Source organism: Leifsonia soli, assembly GCF_013408745.1.
GTDB lineage: Bacteria > Actinomycetota > Actinomycetes > Actinomycetales > Microbacteriaceae > Leifsonia > Leifsonia soli.
Window position 1 is genome coordinate 1,328,547 of the sequence record NZ_JACCBJ010000001.1, and the last position, 25,763, is coordinate 1,354,309.

General features: G+C 70.4%; 21 protein-coding genes. 12 read left to right on the forward strand and 9 right to left on the reverse strand.

Going from position 1 to position 25,763, the window contains the following annotated elements; all coding sequences use genetic code 11:
• Positions 1 to 9 precede the first annotated feature (9 nt).
• Positions 10 to 1,134, reverse strand: a complete 1,125-nt coding sequence (locus tag BJ963_RS06470; RefSeq protein WP_179458053.1) for an alkaline phosphatase family protein — start codon at positions 1,132 to 1,134, stop codon at positions 10 to 12.
• Between the two features lie 84 nt (positions 1,135 to 1,218).
• Between BJ963_RS06470 and BJ963_RS06475 the strand changes: the two genes are divergently transcribed.
• Positions 1,219 to 3,705: a DNA gyrase/topoisomerase IV subunit A gene (locus BJ963_RS06475; protein ID WP_179455399.1), complete on the forward strand. Its 2,487-nt coding sequence runs from the start codon at positions 1,219 to 1,221 to the stop codon at positions 3,703 to 3,705.
• Positions 3,706 to 3,813: 108 nt separating this feature from the next.
• Here the strand turns inward: BJ963_RS06475 and BJ963_RS06480 are convergent, their stop codons facing one another.
• A complete protein-coding gene (locus BJ963_RS06480) occupies positions 3,814 to 5,913 on the reverse strand; it encodes a DNA gyrase subunit B (protein ID WP_179455401.1) in 2,100 nt (699 codons plus the stop codon).
• Positions 5,914 to 6,128: 215 nt separating this feature from the next.
• Here BJ963_RS06480 and BJ963_RS06485 point away from each other — a divergent pair, with 215 nt between their 5' ends.
• Genes BJ963_RS06485 through BJ963_RS06495 form a run of 3 tightly spaced genes read left to right on the forward strand, consistent with a single transcriptional unit; the run spans position 6,129 to position 8,182 of the window.
• Positions 6,129 to 6,365 carry a DUF7455 domain-containing protein gene (locus BJ963_RS06485; protein ID WP_018191296.1) on the forward strand — a complete coding sequence of 79 codons (237 nt, stop codon included), beginning with the start codon at positions 6,129 to 6,131 and terminating at the stop codon, positions 6,363 to 6,365.
• A gap of 54 nt (positions 6,366 to 6,419) precedes the next feature.
• Positions 6,420 to 7,109: an alanine racemase C-terminal domain-containing protein gene (locus BJ963_RS06490; protein WP_179455403.1), complete on the forward strand. Its 690-nt coding sequence runs from the start codon at positions 6,420 to 6,422 to the stop codon at positions 7,107 to 7,109.
• Positions 7,106 to 8,182 (forward strand): alanine racemase, encoded by a 1,077-nt coding sequence (locus tag BJ963_RS06495; protein ID WP_179455405.1) that lies wholly within the window; start codon positions 7,106 to 7,108, stop codon positions 8,180 to 8,182. Before BJ963_RS06490 ends, BJ963_RS06495 begins: the two co-directional genes overlap by 4 nt.
• A gap of 122 nt (positions 8,183 to 8,304) precedes the next feature.
• On the opposite strand, the gene BJ963_RS06500 is transcribed toward BJ963_RS06495, so the two are convergent.
• From BJ963_RS06500 to BJ963_RS06520, 5 genes are all read right to left on the reverse strand, one after another.
• A complete protein-coding gene (locus BJ963_RS06500) occupies positions 8,305 to 9,021 on the reverse strand; it encodes a type 1 glutamine amidotransferase (protein ID WP_089910241.1) in 717 nt (238 codons plus the stop codon).
• Positions 9,018 to 10,292, reverse strand: a complete 1,275-nt coding sequence (locus BJ963_RS06505) for a MurT ligase domain-containing protein (protein WP_179455407.1) — start codon at positions 10,290 to 10,292, stop codon at positions 9,018 to 9,020. Before BJ963_RS06505 ends, BJ963_RS06500 begins: the two co-directional genes overlap by 4 nt.
• Before the next feature lie 4 nt (positions 10,293 to 10,296).
• Positions 10,297 to 11,667: an RNA polymerase sigma factor gene (locus tag BJ963_RS06510; RefSeq protein ID WP_179455409.1), complete on the reverse strand. Its 1,371-nt coding sequence runs from the start codon at positions 11,665 to 11,667 to the stop codon at positions 10,297 to 10,299.
• 236 nt (positions 11,668 to 11,903) lie between these two features.
• Positions 11,904 to 13,235, reverse strand: coding sequence for an MFS transporter (locus tag BJ963_RS06515; protein WP_179455411.1), 1,332 nt, complete (start codon positions 13,233 to 13,235; stop codon positions 11,904 to 11,906).
• Between the two features lie 72 nt (positions 13,236 to 13,307).
• The gene (locus BJ963_RS06520) at positions 13,308 to 14,237 is read right to left on the reverse strand and encodes a proteasome assembly chaperone family protein (protein ID WP_179455413.1); all 930 of its coding nucleotides are present in this window, start codon (positions 14,235 to 14,237) and stop codon (positions 13,308 to 13,310) included.
• A 128-nt stretch (positions 14,238 to 14,365) separates the two neighbouring features.
• Here BJ963_RS06520 and BJ963_RS06525 point away from each other — a divergent pair, with 128 nt between their 5' ends.
• From BJ963_RS06525 to sucB, 3 genes are all read left to right on the forward strand, one after another.
• Positions 14,366 to 15,850 carry a leucyl aminopeptidase gene (locus BJ963_RS06525; RefSeq protein ID WP_179455415.1) on the forward strand — a complete coding sequence of 495 codons (1,485 nt, stop codon included), beginning with the start codon at positions 14,366 to 14,368 and terminating at the stop codon, positions 15,848 to 15,850.
• Positions 15,851 to 15,956: 106 nt separating this feature from the next.
• On the forward strand, positions 15,957 to 17,330 hold the full coding sequence (gene lpdA, locus BJ963_RS06530) for a dihydrolipoyl dehydrogenase (RefSeq protein WP_089910224.1): 1,374 nt from the start codon (positions 15,957 to 15,959) through the stop codon (positions 17,328 to 17,330).
• Positions 17,331 to 17,409: 79 nt separating this feature from the next.
• On the forward strand, positions 17,410 to 18,993 hold the full coding sequence (gene sucB, locus BJ963_RS06535; RefSeq protein WP_179455417.1) for a 2-oxoglutarate dehydrogenase, E2 component, dihydrolipoamide succinyltransferase: 1,584 nt from the start codon (positions 17,410 to 17,412) through the stop codon (positions 18,991 to 18,993).
• A 5-nt stretch (positions 18,994 to 18,998) separates the two neighbouring features.
• Here the strand turns inward: sucB and BJ963_RS06540 are convergent, their stop codons facing one another.
• Complete coding sequence (locus BJ963_RS06540; RefSeq protein WP_179455419.1) at positions 18,999 to 20,414, reverse strand: hypothetical protein; 1,416 nt, start codon at positions 20,412 to 20,414, stop codon at positions 18,999 to 19,001.
• 250 nt (positions 20,415 to 20,664) lie between these two features.
• Here BJ963_RS06540 and lipB point away from each other — a divergent pair, with 250 nt between their 5' ends.
• From lipB to BJ963_RS06555, 3 genes are all read left to right on the forward strand, one after another.
• Complete coding sequence (gene lipB, locus BJ963_RS06545; RefSeq protein ID WP_089910215.1) at positions 20,665 to 21,324, forward strand: lipoyl(octanoyl) transferase LipB; 660 nt, start codon at positions 20,665 to 20,667, stop codon at positions 21,322 to 21,324.
• Positions 21,321 to 22,310, forward strand: a complete 990-nt coding sequence (lipA, locus tag BJ963_RS06550) for a lipoyl synthase (protein ID WP_089910212.1) — start codon at positions 21,321 to 21,323, stop codon at positions 22,308 to 22,310. Before lipB ends, lipA begins: the two co-directional genes overlap by 4 nt.
• Before the next feature lie 62 nt (positions 22,311 to 22,372).
• Positions 22,373 to 23,068 carry a DUF4191 domain-containing protein gene (locus tag BJ963_RS06555; protein ID WP_089910209.1) on the forward strand — a complete coding sequence of 232 codons (696 nt, stop codon included), beginning with the start codon at positions 22,373 to 22,375 and terminating at the stop codon, positions 23,066 to 23,068.
• 108 nt (positions 23,069 to 23,176) lie between these two features.
• Here the strand turns inward: BJ963_RS06555 and BJ963_RS06560 are convergent, their stop codons facing one another.
• Positions 23,177 to 23,599, reverse strand: coding sequence for an RDD family protein (locus tag BJ963_RS06560; protein WP_179455421.1), 423 nt, complete (start codon positions 23,597 to 23,599; stop codon positions 23,177 to 23,179).
• 159 nt (positions 23,600 to 23,758) lie between these two features.
• Between BJ963_RS06560 and glnA the strand changes: the two genes are divergently transcribed.
• Positions 23,759 to 25,183, forward strand: coding sequence for a type I glutamate--ammonia ligase (glnA, locus tag BJ963_RS06565; protein WP_089910204.1), 1,425 nt, complete (start codon positions 23,759 to 23,761; stop codon positions 25,181 to 25,183).
• Between the two features lie 151 nt (positions 25,184 to 25,334).
• Complete coding sequence (locus BJ963_RS06570) at positions 25,335 to 25,763, forward strand: YciI family protein (RefSeq protein WP_089910201.1); 429 nt, start codon at positions 25,335 to 25,337, stop codon at positions 25,761 to 25,763.

The following is a 25,763-nucleotide window of genomic DNA, read 5'->3' on the forward strand; positions in this document are numbered from 1 at the left end:
TCGGTGCGCCTACGCGGCCGCGCCGAACCGCAGCAGCGGGACCCGCGTCTCCTCCGGCGTGAGCGACCCGTGCTGGCCGACCATGTTGCGGCCGGTGCGCTGCGGGTCCCGGCCGTCGTAGTAGGCGATGCGCTTGCGCGCGGCGACGAGCACATCCCCGATCCGCGGGGCGACCTCGGGGGCGACCCGCTCGCCGAACCAGCCGGCGTCGACGGCCTCGGCGCGCGTCGCCACCCACGACCGGTCGCCCTCGGCGTCGCGCCAGCGCTCGGCGACCGCCGCAGGCGACGCGCCGTCCTCGAGATAGAGGTGCAGGAGGCGCGGTTCGCCGGCGATGTCCGCCACGTCCTGCAGCAGCTCCGGCGCGGTGTCGTAGAGGATGTGGCCGCTTTCTGGCACGTCGACGACGCCGTGGTCGGCGGTCAGCAGCGCGCCGCGTCCGGGACCGAGGCGACGGGCGAAGGCGACGACCAGCGCATCCAGGGTCTCCAGCGCCGTGGTCCAGTCCGGTGACTCCCAGCCGCGCGCGTGCGCCAGCTGGTCGAGCTCCGCGACGTAGAGGTAGGTGAGCCCCGGTCCGGCGGTCGCGACGACATCGGCGGCCGCCGCGAAGCGGTCGGCCATCGACTGCACGCCGACGAACTCGGCTCCGCGCAGCACCGCGGCGGTGAAGCCGGTGCCGGCGAACTTGGGCAGGGCGATCGCGCGCGGCGTCACGCCCCGCTCCGCCGCCGCCTCGAAGACCGTGCGCGAGCGCTGCCAGCTCGCCGGGTCCATCCGCTCGTCCCAGCCGGTGAGCTGGTTCGTCAGGCGGCCCGCGCCGTCGCGCACCCGGTAGCCGACCAGACCGTGCTCGCCGGGCGTCGTCCCGGTGGTCAGCGTGGCCAGAGCGGCGGCCGTGGTCGTCGGGAAGCCGGAGTCGATCGTCGTCGCCTTGCCGAGCAGCGGGGCGAGCGTCCTGGCATGGCCTGCACGTGCCCGCAGGGCGGCCGCGCCGAGGCCGTCCACCACGATGACGACCACGTGCTCCATCGCCGGGAGGCCCAGGTCGTTGGTCTCGCCGGACAGCGCGGCGAGCGAACTCGGAAGAACCGTGGCGAGGCTCGCTCTCGTCGTGAACGCGGCCGGTAGCATGGGGGGCATCCGGCCCAGTCTGGCACAGCGATCCCGCCGCCCGACAAGCCGCCCCCGCCCCTTCGCACCGCACAGAATGCCCGAATGACACCTGCAGACGACAAGCCCGCCGCCGGAACGACGGAACGCATCGAAGACGTCGACGTCACGACCGAGATGCAGGGCTCGTTCCTCGAATACGCCTACTCGGTGATCTACTCGCGGGCCCTCCCGGACGCCCGCGACGGCCTCAAGCCCGTGCAGCGCCGCATCCTCTACATGATGACCGAGATGGGCCTGCGCCCCGACCGCGGGCACGTCAAGTCGGCGCGCGTCACCGGCGAGGTCATGGGAAAGCTGCACCCGCACGGCGACAGCGCCATCTACGACGCCCTGGTGCGTATGGCGCAGGACTTCACCCTCCGCGTCCCGCTGGTCGACGGGCACGGCAACTTCGGGTCGCTCGACGACGGCCCCGCCGCCGCCCGGTACACCGAGGCGCGCCTGGCCGCCGCGGCCCTCGCGATGACGGAGGACCTCGACGAGGACGTCGTCGACTTCGTCCCCAACTACGACAACCAGCTGATGCAGCCGGACGTGCTGCCCGCCGCGTTCCCCAACCTGCTCGTCAACGGCGCCAGCGGCATCGCGGTCGGCATGGCCACCAACATGGCGCCGCACAACCTCATCGAGGTCGTCGGCGCCGCCCGGCACCTGCTCGAGAACCCGGATGCGACGCTCGACGACCTGATGGCGTACGTCCCCGGCCCCGACCTCCCCGGCGGCGGCACCATCGCCGGCCTGGCCGGCGTGCGCGACGCCTACGCGACCGGACGCGGCAGCTTCCGGATGCGCGCCAAGGTGACTGTCGAATCCATCACGGCGCGCAAGAGCGGCCTCGTCGTCACCGAACTGCCCTACCTGGTGGGCCCGGAGAAGGTGATCGAGAAGATCAAGGACGGCGTCAACTCCAAGAAGCTCAACGGCATCTCCGACGTCACCGATCTCTCCGACCGCCAGCACGGACTCCGGCTGGTCATCGGCCTCAAGACGGGGTTCAGCCCGGAGGCGGTGCTCGAGCAGCTGTACCGCTACACGCCGCTCGAAGAGGGCTTCGCGATCAACAACGTGGCCCTGGTGGCCGGCGGACCGCAGACGCTCGGCCTGCGCGACCTGCTCCAGGTGTACCTCGACCACCGCATCAGCGTGGTCACGCGCCGCTCGCAGTTCCGCCTGGCGCGTCGCAAGGAACGGCTCCACCTGGTCGAGGGCCTGCTCGTCGCGATCCTCGACATCGATGAGGTCATCCAGGTCATACGCACCTCCGACGACACGGAGCAGGCGCGCGGGCGCCTGATGCAGGTGTTCGACCTGAGCACCCTGCAGGCCGACTACATCCTCGAGCTGCGGCTGCGCCGCCTCACCAAGTTCAGCCGGATCGAGCTCGAGACCGAGCGCGATCAGCTCCGCCGCGAGATCGAGGAGCTCGAGGCGCTCCTCGCCTCGCGCCAGCGCATCAACGACCTGGTGTCGGACGAGCTGGAGCGGGTGGCCGCGACCTTCGGCACGCCGCGGCGGACGCTGCTCACCGAGGCGAAGCCGTCGATCGCCGGGGCCTCGCGAAGCAAGGCGGCGACCGTGCAGCTCGAGGTCGCCGATGTGCCGACGCGCGTGTACCTCTCGACGACCGGGCGCATCCTGCGCGTGGACGCTGTGGCGGGCGCGGACGGAGCGGAGGGCGGCCTCGACCGCATCCAGCCGCCGGCCCGGCGCAGCAAGCACGACGCCATCCTGTCGCAGCTGGACACCACCAGCCGCAGCGAGATCGGCGCGGTCACGAACCGGGGCCGGCTCATCCGCTTCTCCCCCGTCGACCTTCCGGCGGTGCCGGCGAACTCCATCCAGCCGGCCGCCGGGGTCAAGATCGGCGACTACCTCGCACTGGCGGACAAGAAGGAGCGGGTCCTCGCCCTCGTGTCGCTCGACTCGGAGCGCACGATCGCGCTCGGCACCGCGCAGGGCGTCGTGAAGCGCGTCGCGGCGGGCGACTGGGCCAACAAGCCGGAGTTCGAGGTCATCGGGCTCAAACAGGGCGACGAGGTCGTGGGCGCCACCACGGTCACCGACGCGGACGAGCTCGTGTTCGTCGCCAGCGACGCTCAGCTGCTGCGGTTCGCCGCGTCGAACGTGCGACCGCAGGGCCGCGCGGCAGGCGGCATGGCGGGCATCAACCTCGGCGCCGGCGCGCACGTCATCTACTTCGGCGCCGTCTCGGCCGAAGAGGCCGACGGCGCGGTCGTCGCGACCATCGCCGCCAGCGACGCCACCCTTCCCGGCGCCGACCCCGGCTCGGCGAAGGTCAGCGACTTCGCCGAGTTCCCGGCGAAGGGCCGCGCCACCGGCGGTGTGCGCGCGCAGCGGTTCCTCAAGGGCGAGAACGAGCTGGTGCTCGCATGGGCCGGTCCGACTCCCGCTCAGGCGGTCGCGCCGGACGGCGCTGCGCGGGCGCTCCCCGAGGGCGGCTCCCGCCGCGACGGCTCCGGCACCCCGCTCGACACCGTCGTCGGCTCCATCGGCCGCCGCATCGGCTGACCCTCCCGCCCACTCTGCGCCCCACCGTCGAGTCCGCGATCTTTGCACGTCCGCACGGCGTGTCGCGTGCAAAGTTTGCGGACTCGACGGTGGGGCGGCGCGGCTTCGTCAGGCGTCGATGCGCGCGCGGCTGAGGTCGTCGGCCCCGGCGATGATGAACTCCTTGCGCGGGGCGACGTCGTTGCCCATCAGGAGCTCGAAGACGCGGTTCGCGGCCTCGGCGTCGGGGACGCGCACCCGGCGCAGCGTGCGGTGCGCGCGGTCCATCGTCGTGGTCGCCAGCTGGTCCGCATCCATCTCGCCCAGACCCTTGTAGCGCTGGATGGGCTCCTGGTACTTCCTGCCGCGCTTCTTGAGGTCGGCGAGGACGGCCTGCAGCTCCGCCTCCGAGTACGTGTAGATCGTCTCGTTCGGCTTCGACCCCGGGTTCACCACGACGACGCGGTGCAGCGGCGGGACGGCGGCGAAGACGCGGCCCTCCTCGATCATCGGCCGCATGTAGCGGAAGAACAGCGTCAGCAGCAGTGTCCGGATGTGGGCGCCGTCGACATCCGCATCCGACATGATGATGACCTTGCCGTACCGCGCCACCGAGAGGTCGAAGCTGCGGCCGGAGCCTGCGCCGATCACCTGGATGATCGCCGCGCACTCGGCGTTCGACAGCATGTCCGAGATGGACGCCTTCTGCACGTTCAGGATCTTGCCGCGGATCGGCAGCAGCGCCTGGTACTCGCTGTCACGTGCACGGCGGGCCGTGCCGAGCGCCGAGTCGCCCTCGACGATGAACAGCTCGCTGTTGGCGACGTCGTTCGAGCGGCAGTCGACCAGCTTCGCGGGGAGGGATGAGGTCTCCAGCGCGTTCTTCCTGCGCTGCGTCTCCTTGTGGGCGCGGGCCGAGATGCGGGACTTCATCTCGGCCACGACCTTGTCGAGCACGAGAGCCGACTGCGCCTTGTCGTCGCGCTTCGACGAGCCGAACCGCTCGGCCATGGCCTTCTGGACGACGTTGGCGACGATCGCACGCACAGCGGGCGTGCCGAGGATCTCCTTCGTCTGCCCCTCGAACTGCGGCTCGGGGAGGCGGACCGTGAGCACGGCGGTGAGACCGGCCATCACGTCGTCCTTCTCGAGCTTGTCCGTCCCCACCTTGAGCCGGCGGGCGTTCTGCTCCACCTGCTGGCGGAGGAACTTGAGCATCCCCTGGTCGAACCCGGCCTGGTGGCTTCCGCCTTTCGGCGTCGCGATGATGTTGACGAAGCTGCGCATGACCGTGTCGTACCCGGTGCCCCAGCGCAGCGCGATGTCGACCTGGCAGTCGCGCTTCAGCTCGGTGGGGAGCATGGCTCCCGTGTCCGACAGCACCGGGACGGTCTCGGTGAAGTGCCCCTCCCCGGTGAGCCGCCAGGTGTCGGTGATCGGGCTGTCCGGTGCGAGGAAGTCGACGAACTCGGAGATGCCGCCCTCGTAGCGGAAGGTGGTCCGCCCGGCCGGCCCGGCGCCGTCCGCGGCCGGTCGCTTGTCGTCGATCGAGATGGCGAGCCCCGGGACGAGGAACGCCGTCTGCCGGGCGCGGCCGACGAGGTCGTCCGTCGAGAACTCGGCGCCCTTCGTGAAGATCTGCCGGTCGGCCCAGTAGCGGATGCGCGTGCCGGTCACGCCCTTCGCGACCTTGCCGACGACGCGCAGCTCGCTGCCGCTGACGAACGGGGCGAACGGGCTGTCCGGCCCCGGCTCGCCCTTCTTGTCGTCGAAGATGCCGGGCTCGCCGCGGTGGAAGGACATGGCCCAGGTCTTGCCGTCGCGGTCGACCTCGACATCGAGACGCTCGGAGAGGGCGTTCACGACAGAAGCGCCGACGCCGTGGAGTCCCCCGGAGGCCGCGTACGATCCGCTGCCGAACTTGCCGCCGGCGTGCAGCTTGGTGAAGACCACCTCGACGCCCGAAAGGCCCGTCTTCGGCTCGATGTCGACGGGGATGCCGCGGGCGCGGTCGCGCACCTCGACGCTGTCGTCGGCGTGCAGGATGACCTCGATGTCGGACCCGTGCCCGGCAAGGGCCTCGTCGACCGAGTTGTCGATGATCTCCCACAGGCAGTGCATCAGGCCGCGGGAGTCGGTGGAGCCGATGTACATGCCCGGTCGCTTGCGCACGGCCTCCAGCCCCTCGAGCACCGAGAGGTGCCTGGCCGAATAGTCCGAACTCGCCACGGGTGCTCCTTGTGGTTCCGGCGCGCCCATCCGGGTGCGGGCGCACGTGCTCCTCCAGACTAAGCGCCGGGCGGCGCAGCCCCCGTCACCGACACCCGGCGGGCGCCGAGGCTACGCGTTGAGCGAAATAGCAGGCGATGCGCGTCCGATTGCCGGGCATCCGTGGTTCTATAGACGTACCGAGTTCAAGCGGTTGCGACGGAAAGGAGCATCACATGTCGACACTCACCTCGGAGAACGGGGCGGTTGACGAGCTCGCATCGGGGCCGCAGTTGACGGCCGCGGACCGTTGCGACAGCTGCGGCGCGCAGGCGTACATCCGCGTCGTCGTCAACAACGGCGAACTCCTCTTCTGCGCCCACCACGGCAAGAAGCACCAGGAGAAGCTCTCTCAGATCGCCCACAGCTGGCACGACGAGACCGCTCGCCTGTTCGAAGAGCAGCGCGCGTAACGCGACCCCATCGCGAATCGCGAGGCTGACCGGAGGATGACACCAGGAACAGGTGTGCGCAGACGCGCCCACGTCGACCTCTCCGTCATCCGCTCGACGGCAGCCGCCGCGATCTCGTCCCTCCCCGACTGCACCGCCGATCTCCGCGCCGACGCGTACGGACACGGGCTCATCCCCGTGGCTCGTGCGCTGACGGATGCGGGGGTCGGCGGTTTTCTCGTCTCCCGGGTCGAGGATGCCGCGGCACTCGCCGACGAGGGTCTGCCCGTCGACGCGGTCGTCGGGAGCGCCCCTGGCGCATCCCTGCTCGGCCCGGAGCTCTTCGGCCTCGACCTCGAACGACCGCGCCCGGCGGCCATGCGTCTCGAGGGCGAGATCATCGCCGTCAAACGCGTCCCCGCCGACCGGGGCGTCTCGTACGGCTACACCTACCGCACGGCCCGGCCCAGCACGCTCGTGCTGGTCGCGCTCGGCTACGCCGACGGCATCCTGCGCGTCGCCTCCAACAAGGCGCCGGTGAAGGTCGGCGACACCGTCGGCCGCATCACCGGCCGCATCGCCATGGACCAGTTCGTGGTCGACATCGGCGACGACACCGCCAGTCCGGGCGATCCGGTCGTCCTGTTCGGCGACCCGGACCGCGGTGAGCCGACGGTGCGGGACTGGGCGGATGCGCTGGGCGTCGCCGCTCCGGTCATCACAAGCCGGCTCGGCCGCCGCATCGAGAGGACGTACAGCGCGTGACCATCGTGGATGCCGTCGCCGAGCCGCTCCCCCGTGCCGTCATCGACCTCGCCGCCGTGCGGCACAACGTCGCGCACCTCACCCGCCTCATCGCACCGGCGCAGACGATGCTCGCGGTGAAGGCGGACGCCTACGGCCACGGGCTGCTCCCGGTCGCCGAGGCCGGCCTCGAAGCCGGAGCGACCTCGCTCGCCGTGCTCGAGATTCCGGCCGGGCTGGTCCTCCGCCGCGCGGGCATCACCGTCCCGCTGCTCGCCTGGCTGCACGGCCAGGACACCGACTGGCGCGCCGGGATCGAGGCCGACATCGAGCTCGGCGTCTCGGCGCACTGGCAACTGGAGGCCATCGCCGCAGCGGGAGCCGACCGCCCAGCGATCGTCCACCTGAAGGTCGATACCGGGCTGAGCCGCAACGGCGCCACCCGGGAGGAGTGGCCCGGCCTGATCCGCGCGGCCCTCGAGCTGCAGGAGCGCGGCGTGATCCGCATCCGCGCCGCCTGGTCGCATCTGGCCGACGCCTCGATCGCCGACGACGAGGCCGCCCTCGCCGAGTTCCGCTCGGCGGTCGTCCAGGCGGAGCGCCTGGGCGCCTCGTTCCGGGTGCTGCACCTGGCCGCGAGCTCGGCGGGCATCCGGATGCCCGAGGCGCGTTTCGACTTCGTGCGATTCGGCATCGCCGCCTACGGTTTCTCCCCGTTCGACGACTCGACCGGCGGCGAGCTCGGCCTCATCCCGGCGATGCGCCTGGAGGCTCCGGTCACCGAGATCCACGTCGGAGGCACGACGCACGCCCGCCTCGGGATCGGCTACGCCGACGGCGTGCCGACGCTCGGCATCGCCAAGACGTCCATCCAGCTGAACGGCCGCCGCTGCCCCGTGATCGAGGTCGCCGCCGACAGCATGCTGGTGGATGCGGGAGCGCACCGGGTCGAGGTCGGAGACACCGCGATCCTGTTCGGCTCGGGTACGGACGGCGAGCCCACCGCCGAGACCTACGCCGACTGGGCGGAGACGATCGCCGACGAGATGATCACCGGCGTCGCCGCGCGCGTCCCCCGCGTCTACATCAACTGACCCCCGCCCCTCGCGGCCCGAGGTGCGACATCATGTCGCCACTCAGCCCGAGGTGCGACATCATGTCGCCACTCGGGGGAAGTAGCGGCGACGAGTCACCACTCGACGGGATCAGGCCCGGGTCAGAGGGAGACGCCGAGGCGGTCGGCGATCGCGCGGCGCGCGTTCGTCGCGTAGCGGTCCACGCGCTCCGTCTGCGGCACCGGGGGAAGCTCGCCGCGCAGTGCGGCGCTGAGCAGGCGGTCGGCCAGCACCGGGTTCATCGGCAGCAGCGGTCCGTGCAGGTGGGTTCCGATCGAGGAGCCGACCACCACGCCCTCCACCGAGCCGTCGTTGCCCGTGCCGCGCACCACGCGACCGAGCGGCTCAGCGCCGTCGAGCACGGTGCGGGCCGAGTGGTTCTCGAAGCCGGCGATCGTCGTGCCGTCCGCGAGCCGCACCACGATCTCGCCGACGTGCCGCTTGCCCCCGAGCGCGGCGCGCGACGGGAACACCGCTGCGCCCGCCAGCACCTCGCCGTCCGGGGTCTCGAGCTGGGTTCCAAGCAGCTGCCAGCCGCCTGCGATCGCAACGAACGGCACTCCCGCGTCGCGCCACTGGCGCAGCCGCGGCGCAATCCGCAGCACGTCGTCGTGGACGGCGCGCTGCGCCGAGAGCGGGCCAGAACCGATGTGAACGATGTCGGCGCTCGCCGGCAGCTCCGCGCCCGGCGCATGGGTCACGACGTCGACCTCGACTCCGCGCCAGCGGGCGCGCTCAGCCAGAGCAAGGACATTGCCCGCATCGCCGTTGATCCCGAGCTCGGCCGGGTACAGGTGCAGGATGCGCAGAACGGTCATCGCTCGCCGCCCTCCAGATCGAGGAAGCCGAGCTGCTTGCGGATGAGCATCATCTGCTCGTAGTTCACGATCATCGTCTTGGTGCCGCGCGACGGCTTCGGCAGCGCCAGGAACGCCTGCAGCGCGGGCTTCAGCTCGGGGACGACCTGGTCGACCTCGATGCCGGCGTAGGCGAACCGCGTCGCGAACTGCCAGGCCTTCGTTCCGGACACCACGTCGACGTGGGTCAGCTTCGACAGGTCGATGTCGTACACCCACGACGGGTCCGGCGTGCCCTCGTCGACGGACACGAACACCTGTTCCGGCGACTCGCTCAGGTAGTCGAGGTTCAGCTGCAGGCTCGGCGGGTTCTTCATCATGATGATCTCGATGTCCTCGTCGCCGACGTGCAGCGTCTCGCCGCGGCCGTACACCGTGCGGAGCGCGGCCATCGCGGCGACGACGGCATTCGGCTGGAACCGGTCGCCGAGCAGCCGGCTCGCCGTCGCGGTCGCGCCCGCCGCATCCACCGCGTAGTGCAGGCCGCGCGCGGGCAGACCGATCCGGACGTTCTCGCCGCCGATGGTCAGCTGCGCGCTCTGCACTTCGAGCTTGCTGACGAACACCGAGGGGATGGGCAGCGCGCCAGCGGCCGCGCCTGTCAGGTCCTTGACGTTGGCCAGGCCGTTGGGCGACGCCTCGATGATCGACGGCGCCACGGCGAAGGTGGAGACATCCCGCCCCGCCGAGGCCAGCTCGGCGCCCACCCGGGCGAGGCTGTCGTCGTCCGCGTTCACGACGACGAACTCCGAGGAGCCCTCCGCGATCGAACGCAGCATCCCGATCACACGGGTCGGCTCGAAGAAGCGGTTCAGCTGGTCGATCTGGACGTTGAGCAGCAGCGAACCGCGCGGCTTCAGAACGCGCGCGAGGTCGACGCCGTAGGCCTCGTCCACCTCGATCACACCGACGTCGCCGCGGACGTAGCCGTCGAGCGGAACGTCGGCGAGCAGCGCGGACGCGATGCCCTGCGGCAGGTTACCGCCGGACGGATTCGTGAACACGTCGAGCCCGTGCTCGCGCAGGATCGCGGTGAGCATGTTGGTCGTCGTCGACTTGCCGTTCGAGCCGGACACGAACACGACGCCGAGCGGGAGACGGCTGACCGCGCGCTCCAGGAACTTCGGGGCGATGGCCAGCGCGACCCGGCCGGGGACCGCGGAGCCGCCTCCCCGCAGGCGCAGGAGCCAGCGGGCGAGGCGGCCGGCGATGACCGCCAGTCGGTACCGCACCGGTTTACTCGAGGTAGTCGCGCAGCGACTGCGAACGCGACGGGTGACGCAGCTTCGCCATCGTCTTCGACTCGATCTGGCGGATGCGCTCGCGCGTCACACCGAACGTGTCGCCGATCTGGTCGAGCGTCTTCGGCATCCCGTCGCCGAGGCCGAAGCGCATGCGGATCACGCCCGCCTCGCGCTCGGAGAGCGAGTCGAGCAGGCTCTCCAGCTGCTTCTGCAGCATCGTGAAGCCCACCGCGTCGGCCGGGACGACCGCCTCGGTGTCCTCGATCAGGTCGCCGAACTCACTGTCGCCGTCCTCACCCAGCGGGGTGTGCAGCGAGATGGGCTCGCGACCGTACTTCTGCACCTCGATGACCTTCTCCGGGGTCATGTCGAGTTCCTTCGACAGCTCCTCGGGGGTGGGCTCGCGGCCCAGGTCCTGCAGCATCTGACGCTGCACGCGGGCCAGCTTGTTGATGACCTCCACCATGTGGACCGGGATGCGGATGGTCCGCGCCTGGTCCGCCATCGCGCGGGTGATCGCCTGACGGATCCACCACGTGGCGTAGGTCGAGAACTTGAAGCCCTTCGTGTAGTCGAACTTCTCGACAGCACGGATGAGGCCCAGGTTGCCCTCCTGGATGAGGTCGAGGAACTGCATCCCGCGACCGGTGTAACGCTTCGCGAGACTGACCACGAGGCGCAGGTTCGCGCCGAGCAGGTGGCTCTTCGCGCGCTGGCCGTCGCGGGCGACCCACTTCAGCTCGCGCTCGAGCTCCTTGCTCAGGTTCGGGGTGTTCGCGAGCTTGTCCTCCGCGAACAGACCGGCCTCGATGCGCATGGCGAGCTCGACCTCTTCGGCCGCGTTCAGCAGCGGGACCTTGCCGATCTGCTTCAGGTAGTCCTTGACCGGGTCGGCCGTCGCGCCGGTGATCGTCGAGGAGTAGACGGGGATGTCGTCGTCCTCGTCCACGGCGCGCAGCACGAGCGCGTCCGTCGGAAGCGGGATGTCGCCGACCGGGATGGTCACCGCGGGCTTCTTGCCCTCGGCGTCGTCGCCATCGGCGTCGTCGGAGTCGGCCTCGTCGGTCGTTTCCGTCTCGTCCGCGTCGTCCGCCACCGCGTCGTCGTCCGCGACGACGGCCACGTCCTCCACGTCGATCTCGACCTCGGCGTCGTCGTCGATCTCGTCGTCGTCCGCCGCACTGCCCTTCGCCTTGCTCGACGCGGTCTGCTTCTTCGCAGCCGTCTTCGTCGCAGCCTTCTTCGGAGCCGCCTTCGCGGCGGTCTTCCTGGCGGGCTTCGCCGTCTCCTCCGCGGCGACGGTCACGGTCTCGTCGACCTCGACCTCCGCATCGCGGGTCTTCGTTGCTGCACGGGTTGCCATGTGAACACCTTTCATACCAAGCAGAGGGGCCGGGATCCTGACGGCCGAGCCTGGCTCAGGGTTTGCGTGCGGACACTACTAAGACCCATGTCAAGTCCTGGGTGATTGCGCCGGGCATCGTCAAATGCTCCGGCCCAGGGACATGAACGGGTCCAGACGTCAATTATTGCACGCTCCACGTGAGCCCCCGACCACGTACGGCCATCTCGGATCGAATCGGGACGCCGCCTGCGCCCCTACAGCGCTTCGCGCCCGCCGCGCCTCCTCCACGCTCCGACGAGTGCAACCCACAGAGGGGCCACTTCTATTCCCTCGTCGTCCTTCAGCCGACGACGCGTGCGGCGGCGTGCGTGCACCAGGAACCCCACTCCGATGCCGACGATCACGTACTGGATGGCGAACGCCCAGCGGAAGTGGTCCAGCTGGTAGAGCTGCGCATCCCCGCCCGCCCCGTGCGCCTGCACGTCGAGCGAGACGCCGATCAGGAACATCATCACGAAGCTGGCGAGGAAGCCGCCGACGTTCACGATGCCGTTCGCGGAGCCGAGGCTGTGCAGCGGGTTGAATGTGCGGGCGAAGTCGAAGCCGATGAGCGACCCCGGGCCGCCGATCCCGATCGCCGCGATGAGGACGATCACGGTCCAGAGCGGCGGCTGCCCGGGCCAGAGCAGCACCAGCGTCCACGCGGCCGCCATCAGGCCGACGATCGCGAGCACCAGGTTGCTTCGGCGCATCGGGAAGCGGGCGGTGAGGATGCCGAGGATCGGACCGGAGATGAGGCCGGCGCCGACGAGCACGGTGAGCAGGGCGGACGCCTCCGCCGGCTCGATGCCGATGGCGAAGACGAGGAACGGGATGCCCCACATCAGGCTGAACACCGTTCCGGAGGACTGCGTGACGAAGTGCGACCAGAAGCCGAGCTGCGTGCCCGGGCGCGCCAGGCTGATCCGCAGCTGCCGCAGCGAGTCGGACCAGGACACCGGGCGCGGCCCCTCGCTCGCGCCGACCGGGCGGTCGGTGACCGCGGCGACGATGCCCACCAGGGCGACGACGGAGAGCGCTGCGGCCGTGAGGAAGGCGACCGTCCAGCCGGAGAGGTGCAGCAGCAGCGCGAAGGGGACGGCCGACAGCACCTGTCCCAGCTGGCCGACGTTGCCGATCCACTGCGACAGCTGCGGGACGATCTTCCCGCGGAACCACGAGTTGGTGAGCCGCATGAGAGAGGTGAAGACCGTCGCGTCGCCCGCTCCGACCAGGATGCGCCCGACGATCGCGATCGCGATGCTCGGTGCCAGTGCGACGGCGACCTGTCCGACGACCATCAGAGCGGTGCCCGCGATCATCAGGACGCGCGACCCGATGCGGTCGATGAGCACGCCCACCGGCACCTGCATCCCCGCGTAGACGATCAGCTGGACGACCGCGAGGGTGGAGAGGACGGAGGCGGAGACGTGGAAGCGGTCGGTCGCCGCGACCCCGGCGACGCCGATGGTCGTCCGCTGCATGACCGCGATCAGATACGCGAAGACACCGATCCCGTAGACGATCCAGGAGCGACGCGAGTTCACCGAACGATCCTATGCCCGTCGTCCGGGCATGCCCGCGCGCGCCGACGCGGACGCGGGGTCAGGCGTAAGCGCTCAGCGCTCGCCGCGCCCGTTCTCCTCGTCGCCATGGCGGCGGAAGGCGAGGAAGTTCTCCAGCTCCGCCGCGATCTCGTCGGCGCTCGGCAGCTCGCCGTCGCTGTCGGTCAGCGGAGAGCGCAGCTGCGTGTCCTCCATATAGGAGTCGTGCCGCTCCTCCAGCGTGCCGACGAGGCGGCCCAGCTCGGTGTTGCCCGCGACCTGCTCGTCGATGTTCGCGACGAACTCGCGGTCCTCCTGACGCAGGCGGTCGGTCGGGAAGATGAGGCCCGTCGCCGCGCTGATCGAGTCGAGGGCGGCGATCGCCGCCGCCGGGTACTCGGTGTCGGCGAGGTAGTGCGGGATCAGCAGGATGAAACCGGCGATCGGGTACGCCAGCTGCTGCAGGCGGTACTCCAGCAGGTGCAGGGCGTTCGCGGGCACCTGCGTGTGCGGCTTCCAGATCGACATGGAGTCGATGAGCTCGGTCCGGTTGCCGCTCACCGTCACCCCGATCGGCCGGGTGTGCGGGACGGGCATCGGGATGGAGTGGACCCAGGTCACGCTCTTCACCTTGTAGCGCTCGATCAGGCCGAGAACGGCCTCCGTGAACGCCTCCCACCGGAAGTCCGGCTCGAAGCCGGAGAGCAGCAGGAACGGCTGGCGCAGCTCGTCGTACGCGAGGTACAGCTTGAGCGTCGCCGGCTGGTAGTCGGTGAGGTGGTCCTGATCGAAGTAGATGATGGGACGGCGGGCGCGGTAGTCGAGCAGGATGTCCGCGTCGAAGGTGGCGACCACCTCGCTGTCGAGCGTGCCGAGCAGATAGGTGCCCAGCTGGCTCACGCCGGAGCCCGCGTCGGCGAAGCCGGTCAGCCCCGCGACCAGCGGCAATCCCTCCGGCACAGCCAGTGCCGGGTTGAGCTCGAACAGTTCGCCGGGGTCACGCATACCTCAACTCTAGAGCGGACCCCGGCGGCGGGAGCCGGGTCTCCGCCGGGTGCGGGAACGCCCACAGCGAACACGGCCGCGGCCCCGACGGGCCGGGACGGCACGCGCGTGCGCGTTAGGGTCGAGACATGACCGTTCCCGCGCTGACCGTGACCGACGCATCCACCCCCACCGGCCCCGCCGACGTCCTTGTGGTCGCCGCCCGGGTCGCCCGCGACAGTGTGACCGTGCTGTCCGGCGGCGGCGGGGACGAACTGGCGCAGCAGTTGCGGGACGTCGGTTTCGCCGGAGGCAAGGACGAGCTGGTCCGCCTGCCCGCTCAGGGCTCCGGTCCGTCGCTCGCCGTGATCGGGCTGCCGGAGACCGGGGAGGACGCCCTCCGCTACGCCGCGGGCAGTGCCGTGCGGCAGCTGGCCGGCGCGGGCGCTGTCGCGCTCGACCTCCCCGCGGAGGGCGACGCGCAGCTGGGCGCCGTGGTCGAGGGTGCTGCGCTCGGCGCGTACGCGTTCACCGAGTACCGCGAGAAGAGCCGTGCCGCGGTCAAGGACCCGGTGGGCTCCGTCGAGGTGCTCGGCGCAGCGTCCGACGCCGGTGCGCTGGTCGCCCGCGCCACCGCCGTCGCCGAGGCCGCGGCCCTCGTCAAGGACCTCGTGAACACTCCCCCGCTCGACCTCTACCCCGAGACGTTCGCCGAGCGCGCGCAGGCCGCATCGTCGGACCTTCCCGTGACGGTGACCGTGTGGGACGAGGAGCAGCTCGCGGTGGAGGGCTTCGGCGGCATCCTCGGTGTCGGGCAGGGCTCGACCCGCCCGCCGCGCCTGGTCAAGGTGTCCTACTCCCCCGACGGCGCCGCCCGGCACCTCGCGCTGGTGGGCAAGGGAATCACCTTCGACTCCGGCGGATTGTCGCTGAAGCCGGCGACGGGGATGGTCGGCATGAAGTACGACATGACCGGCGCCGCGACGGTGCTCGGCGTCGTGCTCGCCGCCGCGCGTCTGGCGCTGCCGGTGCGCGTCACGGCGTGGCTGTGCCTCGCGGAGAACATGCCGTCGGGGTCGGCGATCCGCCCGAACGACGTGCTGCGCATCCGCGGAGGGCGGACGGTCGAGGTGCTCAACACCGACGCCGAGGGCCGGCTCGTGCTCGCGGACGGCCTCGTCGCCGCGAGCGAGGAGCAGCCCGATGCGATCGTCGACGTCGCCACCCTGACCGGCGCCGCGATGGTCGCCCTCGGCACCCGATACGCCGCGGTGATGGGCTCGGACGACCTGGTCGACCAGGTGCTCACGGCCGGCAAGGAGACCGGCGAGCTGCTCTGGCCGATGCCTCTCCCCGGCGAACTGCGCGCGACCATCAACTCGGACGTTGCCGACATCGCGAACGCCAACCCGGGCAACACCGCGGGCGGTGCTCTGCTCGCCGGCGTGTTCCTGCAGGAGTTCGTCGGCCGCACCGGCGACGCGGACGACGCGCCGCGCATCGCATGGGCGCACCTCGACATCGCTGGGCCGGCGAAGAGCCCCGCCGCTCCGTACGGTTTCACCGGCAAGGGGCCGTCCGCCGTCAGCGTAAGGGCGCTCATCCGTCTGGCCGAGAGCTTTTCCCGGAAGTAGTAGGGTCGTATGGGCGGGAAATCCCGCCCATCAACACGTCTCCCGGAGCCACCCCTCTGGGCGGCAAATCGTGTCACATGATCCTGATGCGCGAGGGAGTAGCTGGGTGTCTGAGCAGAACTTTGACATTGTGGTGCTCGGCGGTGGGAGTGGAGGCTACGCAGCGGCGCTGCGTGCGGCCGAACTCGGTTTCACCGTCGGCATGATCGAGAAGGACAAGGTCGGCGGCACCTGCCTGCACCGCGGCTGCGTCCCCACGAAGGCGCTGCTCCACGCGGCCGAGGTGGCCGACTACTCGCGGGAGTCGTCGAAGTACGGCATCGTGACCCAGCTGCAGGGCGTCGACATCAACGGCGTCAGCGAGTACCGCAAGGGGATCGTCGCCAAGAAGTACAAGGGCCTCCAGGGCCTGGTGAAGGCCCGCGGCATCACCGTCATCGAGGGCGAGGGTCGCCTGACCTCCCCGACCACCGTCCAGGTGGGCGACGACACGATCGTCGGCAAGAACGTCATCCTGGCCACCGGCTCCTACTCACGCTCGCTTCCGGGCCTCGAGATCGGCGGCCGCGTGATCACGAGCGAGCAGGCTCTCGAGCTCGACTTCGTCCCCCGCAAGGTGGCCGTGCTCGGCGGCGGCGTCATCGGCGTCGAGTTCGCCAGCGTGTGGAAGTCGTTCGGCTCCGAGGTCACCATCATCGAGGCGCTGCCCCACCTCGTCCCGAACGAGGACGAGTCGATCAGCAAGTCGCTGGAGCGCGCGTTCCGTCGCCGCGGCATCGACTACCGCCTCGGCATCCGCTTCCAGGGCGTCACCCAGAACGAGAACGGCGTCGTCGTGACCCTCGAGAACGGCGACACCGTCGAGGCCGATGTCCTCCTGGTGGCCGTTGGCCGTGGCCCGCTCACCCAGGGTCTGGGCTTCGAGGAGGTCGGGGTCACCATGGACCGCGGCTTCGTCATCACCGACGAGCGCCTGCACACGAACATCCCCGGCGTCTACGCCGTGGGCGACATCGTGCCCGGTCTGCAGCTCGCGCACCGTGGATTCCAGCAGGGCATCTTCGTCGCCGAGGAGATCGCGGGCCTGAACCCGATCGTCATCCCCGACGTCAACATCCCGAAGGTCACCTACTGCGACCCGGAGGTCGCCTCCATCGGCCTCACCGAGGCCAAGGCAGTCGAGAAGTACGGTGCCGACAGCGTCAGCAGCTACGACTACAGCCTCGCCGGCAACGCCAAGAGCGAGATCATCGGCACGAACGGCAGCGTCAAGGTCGTCCGCGTCAACGACGGCCCCGTGGTCGGCGTGCACATGATCGGCGCCCGCGTCGGCGAGCTCATCGGCGAGGCGCAGCTGGCCGTGAACTGGGAGGCGTACCCCGAGGACATCGCGCCCCTCATCCACGCGCACCCCACGCAGAACGAGTCGCTCGGCGAGGCCTTCCTGTACCTCTCGGGCAAGCCGCTGCACACCCTCTAGGACGACCAGCCGGGTCCGCGCCGCGCGGACCCGGCTGCAATAAGCTACTGAACGATCAGGTTTTGAAGGAGAGAAGCTCATGAGCGAATCCGTCAGCCTCCCGGCGCTCGGCGAGAGCGTCACGGAAGGCACGGTCACCCGCTGGCTGAAGAACGTTGGCGACCGTGTCGAGGTGGACGAGCCCCTGCTCGAAGTCTCGACCGACAAGGTCGACACCGAGATCCCGTCGCCGGTCGCCGGCGTCATCGAGGAGATCCTGGTGCAGGAGGACGAGACGGTCGAGGTGGGCACTGCGCTCGTGACGATCGGCGACGGCTCCGGCGCTGGCGCCGAGGCGCCTGCTGCCCCGGCGGCCGAGGCCGCTCCCGCGGAGGCGGCTCCGGCCGAGCAGGCGGCTCCGGCCGCCGCACCGGCTCCCGCTCCCGCCGAGCAGGCTTCCGCGCCGGCCGAGCAGGCCGCTCCGGCTCCTGCTCCCGCGGCGCAGGCCGCTCCTGCTCCCGCGGCGCAGGCCGCTCCTGCTCCCGCGGCGCAGGCCGCTCCTGCTCCCGCGGCGCAGGCCGCTCCGGCTCCGGCTCAGCCGGCCGCACCCGCTCAGGCTCCTGTGCAGGAGGCTCCCGCAGCTCCCGCACCGGCCGCCCCCGCAGCACCGGCTCCCGCCGCACCGGCCGCCCCCGCAGCACCGGCTCCCGCCGCCCCGGCCGCGCCCGCGCAGGAGGCCCCAGCGGCCTCCGGCAGCTCCTCGTCGGGCGCTCACGCCGGCAACGCCGGCTACGTGACGCCGATCGTGCGCAAGCTCGCGAACGAGCAGGGCGTCGACCTCTCCACCGTCACCGGCACCGGTGTCGGCGGGCGCATCCGCAAGGAGGACATCCTCTCGGCTGCCGCCCCCGCCGCGGCTCAGGGCGGCTCGCAGGCCGCCGAGGCGGCTCCGGCCCCCGAGGTGTCGCCGCTGCGCGGAACCACGCAGCCGATGTCGCGCCTCCGCAAGGTCGTCGCGGAGCGCGCCGTCGTCTCGATGCAGTCGACCGCGCAGCTCACCAGCGTCGTCGAGGTCGATGTCACGAAGGTCGCCGCCCTGCGCGACCGCGTGAAGGCCGACTTCCTGGCCAAGACCGGCGTGAAGCTCTCCTTCCTGCCGTTCTTCGCGCTGGCCGCCGCCGAAGCGCTGAAGACGTACCCCGTCATCAACGCGACGGTGGACGGCGACAGCATCGTGTACCCCGATCACGAGAACATGTCGATCGCCGTCGACACCGAGCGCGGCCTGCTCACCCCGGTGGTGCGCAACGCGTCCGAGCTCGACATCGCGGGCCTCGCGAAGGAGATCACCGACCTGGCGGAGCGCACCCGCGACAACCGCCTCAAGCCGGACGAGCTGGCCGGCGGCACCTTCACGCTGACGAACACCGGTTCGCGTGGCGCGCTGTTCGACACCCCGGTCGTGTTCCTCCCGCAGGTCGCGATCCTGGGCACGGGCATCGTCACGAAGAAGCCGGTCGTCATCTCGGCCGACGGCACCGACTCGATCGCCATCCGCTCGACGGTGTACCTGGCTCTCTCGTACGACCACCGCATCGTGGACGGCGCCGATGCTGCCCGCTTCCTCGTCGCGGTCAAGAACCGCCTCGAGGGCGGCAACTTCGAGGCCAACCTCGGAATCTGATCCGCTCACGGGTACACCGCCCGTAGCCGCCAACCGGCCTCGCTCCTCACCAGCAGGAGCGAGGCCGGTTCGCTTTTCGGGGTGCGGGCCGCGTCCGGAGCAGCGCTGATGAGCGCGGCAGCGCCCCACCGCTCGACCAGGGACAGCTGCGCGCCGCGGTAGTCCCGGGCCCCGCTTGCGCCCTTCTCGGCCAGAGCCGCCGTCTCCTCCGCGATGAGCGGCGATCCGTCGTCGAGGACGGCCGTGAGACAGTCGGTGCGCGGAGGGCGGGCCACGAAGCACGAATGCCGGGCAGCGAGGATGGCGCGTGCCGCCTCCACCGGATCCGATTCCGGGGCGGCCGACGCAGCGGCCGATGCAGCCGCCGATGCCGTGGCCGGCACCGGACCGGAATGCGACACCTCCGGCTCCTCCACCCGTTCTCCCGGCACCCGTTCGCCCGGCACCGGAGCCGGAGCCGTCGCCGGTGCCGGTGCCGTCCCCGACGAGGGCAGCAGGGCGATCAGGGCGACGGCCGTCACCACGGGAACCGCGGCGACCGCCACGAGCACGGGTCGCCGACGCGCGAACGCTCGGAGCCGTCGACCGAGAGCGCGCCCCGGACGACCATCGAGCGCATCCATCGCCCGGCTCGCCAGGAGGGCGATCCGCACGCCCGGCCGCCCGGCGACGCCCCCGCGTGCGGACCGGCTCGGCACGGGAGGACCGGATGCGGTCAGCCCCACCGCCCAATCGGACCCGGTCGCGTCGACCCGACCGGCCTCGGACTGCCCGGGATCGGCGAACGCCACCGGTTCCGGGGCGACCGCGCGCAGCACGGCCTCGGCGAGCGCGGTCCAGCTCCCCTGCCGGAGCCCGTCCTCCACCGCACCGAAGAGGCGCATCCCGGATCCGTCGACCACCCTCAGACACACCGTCCTGCCGAGAGCGTAGAAACGCTCGGCGTCCGTGACCGCTCCCTCCGCCGTCCACGGCTCCACCCCGTCGAGCGCATCGAGAGCGGGACAGCCGTCGCCGAGGAACACGATGCCGGGGCCCGTGAGCTCCGGCCCCGCCCATCCGGACGCATGCAGTGCTCCCACCCCGGCGGCGACCCCCAGCAGAATCGTCGCCGCCTCGCCCGACCGGATGCCGCCCCGTCGAGCGAGGAGACACTCGAGGTCGCCGTGTTCCGGGGCCTCCAGCAGCACGGCATCCACCTCCCTCCCCCGCACGCGCCGAACCGCGGATACCCCGACGATGCCGACGACGTGCTCACTCGCCGCCACAGCGCGCGCGTCGAGTTCGGGGCAGGCACGGTCCGGTCCGGGAGGGCGCTCACGCACCCGCAGGAGGCACCGCCCGGGCAGCCGGTCGCCGGACACGGTCAGCCGCACCTCGTCCGTCGGGCTGCCGACAGGACGGCACTCGGACGCGCCCACCTCCCACCCCTCGTCGGCTGCGATCGACCGCGCCGCCCGGAGGAGATCGGCAGGAGTCGGTGTCCGGTCACCGGATCGAGACGGCGCGGAGGGTCGGATGGGCGCTGAGCGGAGGGAGACAGGAGAGGAAGTCACCCGTCCATCCCATCCGTCCGGCCGACGCGGCGGGTTCGCGGCCGCCGATCTGTGCAGAACCTGTCCGCGCGTCCGCCTGTGAGCACCTGTCCGCCGCCGCGCATAGACTGACCGGGTGACCACGTATGACGTCACGGGGCTAAGCGCCAACTCCGTGCCGTATCTCGAGGCCCTTCAACAGCAGCGTGCCCTGCACGCCGCCGTCGTCGCAGGCCGGGCGCCCGATACCGTCATCCTCCTCGAGCACTCCCCGGTGTACACCGCGGGAAAGAGGACCTCACCGGACGAACGTCCCACCGACGGCACCCCCGTCGTCGACGTCGACCGGGGAGGCAAGATCACCTGGCACGGGCCGGGTCAGCTCGTGGGGTACCCGATCCTCCGTCTCCACGATCCCATCGACGTCGTCGGCTACGTCCGCGCCCTCGAACGGGTGCTCATCGACGTCCTCGCCCGCCTCGGCGTCACGGGGGTCCAGATCGAGGGCCGCTCCGGAGTGTGGATGCGGCCGGAGCACAACCCGGGAGCGACCACGGACGAGAAGATCGCCGCCATCGGCATCCGCGTCGCGGAAGGCGTCACCATGCACGGCTTCGCCCTCAACTGCTCCAACAGCCTCGACGCGTACGAGCGGATCGTCGCGTGCGGCATCCGCGACGCCGGGGTGACGACGATCTCCCGCGTGCTCGGCCGGACCGTGACGCCGCAGGACGTCGCGCCTCTCGTGATGGACGCGTTCGACCTGGAGTTCACCGCAGCAGAGGCCGTCGCATGAGCGCCGTCCCCGAGGGGCGCCGGATGCTGCGCCTCGAGGTCCGCAACGCCCAGACGCCGATCGAGCGCAAGCCCGAGTGGATCAAGACGAAGGCGAAGATGGGGCCGGAGTACCGGCAGCTGCAGAGCCTGGTGAAGTCCGAGGAGCTGCACACGGTCTGCCAGGAGGCCGGCTGTCCCAACATCTACGAGTGCTGGGAGGACCGGGAGGCCACCTTCCTCATCGGCGGCTCGCAGTGCACGCGCCGCTGCGACTTCTGCCAGATCGACACCGGGAAGCCGGCGGAGTTCGACCGCGACGAGCCGCGCCGCGTCGGCGAGTCCGTGCAGCGCATGGGGCTCCGTTACGCGACCGTGACGGGTGTCGCCCGCGACGACCTGGAGGACGAGGGGTCGTGGCTGTACGCGGAGACGATCCGCGAGATCCACCGCCAGTCGCCGGGGACGGGGGTCGAGATCCTGGTGCCCGACTTCTCCGGCAACCCGGAGCACCTCGGACAGGTCTTCTCGGCGCGCCCGGAGGTGTTCGCCCACAACGTGGAGACGGTGCCGCGCATCTTCAAGCGCATCCGGCCCGCCTTCCGCTACGACCGGTCGCTCGACGTGCTGACCCAGGGGCGTGCCGCCGGGCTCATCACCAAGTCGAACCTCATCCTCGGGATGGGCGAGGAGCGCCACGAGATCAGCACCGCTCTGCGCGACCTCCACGACGCGGGGACCGACATCATCACGATCACGCAGTACCTGCGGCCCAGCCCCCGGCACCTGCCGGTGGCTCGCTGGGTGCATCCGGACGAGTTCGTCGAGCTCAAGCAGGAGGCGGAGGAGATCGGATTCCTGGGCGTCCTGGCGGGCCCCCTGGTGCGGTCGTCGTACCGCGCAGGCCGGCTGTGGGCGCAATCCATGCAGGCGAAGGGACGGCCGGTGCCGGACGAGCTGCGGCACCTCGCCGACGCGACTCTCGGCTTCGCGCAGGCGGTCTCCTGAGAGCCCTCTCCCCGCAGCGAACGGGTCATCTGGAACGCCGCCGAGCCGGTATCCTTGGAGCTATGGCAAAGGACAAGTCCACCAAGGAGCCCGGCCGTCTGAAGCAGATGTGGCAGGTGTTCCAGATGACCCGCCGGTACGACGACCGCGCGGTGCTGTACATCGTCCTCGGGGCTGTCCTGCCGATCATCCTCGGCGTCCTGCTCGCCGTGTTCCTCTCGGGCGGCAACGTCTTCACGATGGTGCTGTGGATCCTGGCGGGCGTGCTCGCCGGCGTCCTGATCGCGCTCATCATCCTCGGCCGGCGCGCGGAGCGTGCCGCGTACTCGCAGATCGAGGGTCAGCCGGGCGCAGTGGGTGCCGTGCTGCGGTCGTCGCTGAAGCGCAGCTGGCGCGGCTCGGAGATGCCGGTCGCCGTCAACGGCAAGACGCAGGATGCGGTGTACCGGGCCACCGGTCGCGGCGGCGTCGTGCTCATCAGCGAGGGCCCCGTCACCCGCACCAAGCGGATGATCGACGAGGAGCGCCGCAAGGTGAACCGCGTGCTGCCGAACGTGCCGGTCACCGTCATCAGCGTCGGGCCGGACGCCGACTCGGTGCCGCTGCACAAGGTGCCGCGCACCCTCGCCAAGATCAAGCCGACGCTCACCAAGGCCGAGGTGCTCGCGATCAGCAACCGGCTCCAGTCCATGGAGAACCAGATGCCGATCCCGAAGGGCATCGACCCGATGAAGGTGCGGGCTCAGCGCGCCCGCTGACCCGCCTCCTCGGAGTGGGCCCCGCCACTCCGTCGAGTACGCAAAGACTGCACGTTTTCCGGCGGAATCCGTGCAGTATGTGCGTACTCGACGGTGGGCGGAGGTCCGTCAGGAGCGGATGAGGACGGTCCCGGCGATCTTGTCGTGGAAACCGCGCTGGTCCGAGTCCCAGACCAGCGCCGGGATGACGACGCATAGCAGCAGCGTCCGCACGATCGGACGCCAGACCCCGACCCAGCCGCCGCGTACCGCGACGACGCGCATCCCCACCGCCCGATGGCCGATGCTGCCGCCGAGCGTCGGGATGAACACGATCTGCAGGGCGGCGAAGATCGCGATCGTCGCCCACGAATCGTAGCGGAAGAACGCGAACGACAGCAGGGAGGCGATGGCCCAGTCGATCGCGATCGCCGCGATGCGCCGTCCGACGCGCCCGACCGATCGGGGACCCGACTCGGGAAGGCCCAGGCGCTCCCCCGGGTAACGGCTCGGGGCGATGTCTCCTGGACGGTTCGTGGGGTTCTGCGGCACCCGCAGAGTCTACCGAGCGCCGTCTGGGACATCCCCGGCCCGGGTACGCGTAACATGCCCGAAACATTCGCGTGACCCCCGGGAAACCCCCTCCCTCTAGCTTTGACGTGGGCTGCACGCGCAGTCCGGTCACCCGCAAAGCCATTGGGAGTCGTCCGTATGTTCCGTGATTCGTCTGAGGTGCTCAAGTTCATCAAGGACACCGACGTGAAGTTCCTCGATATCCGCTTCACCGACCTTCCCGGTGTGCAGCAGCACTTCAACATCCCCGCTGCAACCGTCGACGAGGAGTTCTTCTCCGTCGGCCAGCTGTTCGACGGCTCCTCGATCCGCGGGTTCGCGTCGATCCACGAGTCCGACATGCAGCTCATCCCGGACGTGTCCACCGCCTACATCGACCCGTTCCGCGCCGAGCGCACGCTGATCATGGTGTTCGACATCTACAACCCCCGCAACGGCGAGATCTACGCGAAGGACCCGCGTCAGGTCGCCAAGAAGGCGGAGAAGTACCTCGCGTCGACCGGCATCGCCGACACCGCGTACTTCGCCCCCGAGGCGGAGTTCTACATCTTCGACGACGTGCGCTACGAGGTGAAGCAGAACTCGAGCTTCTACTCCGTCGACTCGGAGGAGGGCGCCTGGAACTCCGGCCGCGTCGAAGAGGGCGGCAACCTGGGCAACAAGACCCCGTACAAGGGCGGCTACTTCCCGGTCAGCCCGGTCGACAAGCAGGCCGACCTGCGCGACGACATCTCGCTCAAGCTGATCGAGGCCGGCCTCATCCTGGAGCGCGCGCACCACGAGGTGGGCACCGGCGGCCAGGCCGAGATCAACTACCGCTTCGACACCATGGTGCACGCGGCGGACGACATCCTGAAGTTCAAGTACATCGTCAAGAACACCGCCAACGAGTGGGGCAAGACGGCCACGTTCATGCCGAAGCCGCTCTTCGGCGACAACGGCTCGGGCATGCACACCCACCAGTCGCTGTGGAACGACGGCAAGCCGCTGTTCTACGACGAGGCCGGCTACGGCGGGCTCTCGGACATCGCCCGCTGGTACATCGGCGGTCTGCTGAAGCACGCTCCCGCGGTGCTGGCGTTCACGAACCCGACGGTGAACTCGTTCCACCGCCTGGTCCCCGGCTTCGAGGCCCCGGTCAACCTGGTCTACTCGGCCGGAAACCGCTCGGCTTCGATCCGCATCCCGATCACGGGCTCCAACCCGAAGGCGAAGCGCATCGAGTTCCGCGCCCCCGACGCGTCCGGAAACCCGTACCTCGCGTTCGCCGCGCAGCTGATGGCGGGCCTCGACGGCATCAAGAACCGCATCGAGCCGCACGAGCCCGTCGACAAGGACCTCTACGAGCTTCCCCCGGAGGAGGCGCGCAACATCCCGCAGGTGCCGGCGTCGCTCGGCGAGGCGCTCGACGCGCTCGAGGCCGACCACGACTTCCTCACCGCGGGCGGCGTGTTCACCCCGGAGCTCATCGAGACCTGGATCGAGTACAAGCGCGAGAAGGAGATCAAGCCGCTCGCGCAGCGTCCGCACCCCTTCGAGTACGAGCTGTACTACGGGGTCTGACCCGCACCGGAGCCACGAAGAGGGCCGCATCCGATCACGGATGCGGCCCTCTTTCTTTTTTCTTGCCGACCCTGTCGACCTTTCGCGCCGCCGTTCGACACGATGGTAGGAGGGTGCGACCGAAGCACCCCGGACCTGAGGGAGACACCCCATGAAGTACATGCTGATCATGCGCTCGGATGACGCCGCCAAGGAGGCCTACCAGGAGATGGACTTCAACGAGGTCATCACCCGCATGGGCCAGTACAACGAGCAGCTCATCTCCGCCGGCGTGCTGCTGGCGGGCGAGGGCCTCGCGGACGACGTCGCCGAGACCGGGTTCGTCGTCGACTTCTCGTCGACGCCGCCGGCGATCACCGACGGCCCCTACGGCGAGACGCACGAGCTGTTCAACGGCTTCTGGATCCTCGAGGTCGGCTCAAAGGAGGAGGCGGCGGAGTGGGCGAGCCGCTGCCCGCTGGGGCCCGGCTCGAAGCTGGAGGTTCGGCGCGTGACCGACGAGAGCGACTTCGCGGCATTCGCCGACAACGAGTACATCCAGAAAGAAGCCGAATGGCGGGCGGCCGCGGACAAGGCCTGA

Bases quoted from the DNA above. Each gene is read 5' to 3' on its own strand.
- BJ963_RS06470 (WP_179458053.1), bottom strand. From the start codon at position 1,134: ATGCTACCGGCCGCGTTCACGACGAGAGCGAGCCTCGCCACGGTTCTT.
- BJ963_RS06475 (WP_179455399.1), top strand. From the start codon at position 1,219: ATGACACCTGCAGACGACAAGCCCGCCGCCGGAACGACGGAACGCATC.
- BJ963_RS06485 (WP_018191296.1), top strand. From the start codon at position 6,129: ATGTCGACACTCACCTCGGAGAACGGGGCGGTTGACGAGCTCGCATCG.
- BJ963_RS06500 (WP_089910241.1), bottom strand. From the start codon at position 9,021: ATGACCGTTCTGCGCATCCTGCACCTGTACCCGGCCGAGCTCGGGATC.
- BJ963_RS06510 (WP_179455409.1), bottom strand. From the start codon at position 11,667: ATGGCAACCCGTGCAGCAACGAAGACCCGCGATGCGGAGGTCGAGGTC.
- BJ963_RS06520 (WP_179455413.1), bottom strand. From the start codon at position 14,237: ATGCGTGACCCCGGCGAACTGTTCGAGCTCAACCCGGCACTGGCTGTG.
- BJ963_RS06525 (WP_179455415.1), top strand. From the start codon at position 14,366: ATGACCGTTCCCGCGCTGACCGTGACCGACGCATCCACCCCCACCGGC.
- sucB (WP_179455417.1), top strand. From the start codon at position 17,410: ATGAGCGAATCCGTCAGCCTCCCGGCGCTCGGCGAGAGCGTCACGGAA.
- lipA (WP_089910212.1), top strand. From the start codon at position 21,321: ATGAGCGCCGTCCCCGAGGGGCGCCGGATGCTGCGCCTCGAGGTCCGC.
- BJ963_RS06555 (WP_089910209.1), top strand. From the start codon at position 22,373: ATGGCAAAGGACAAGTCCACCAAGGAGCCCGGCCGTCTGAAGCAGATG.
- glnA (WP_089910204.1), top strand. From the start codon at position 23,759: ATGTTCCGTGATTCGTCTGAGGTGCTCAAGTTCATCAAGGACACCGAC.
- BJ963_RS06570 (WP_089910201.1), top strand. From the start codon at position 25,335: ATGAAGTACATGCTGATCATGCGCTCGGATGACGCCGCCAAGGAGGCC.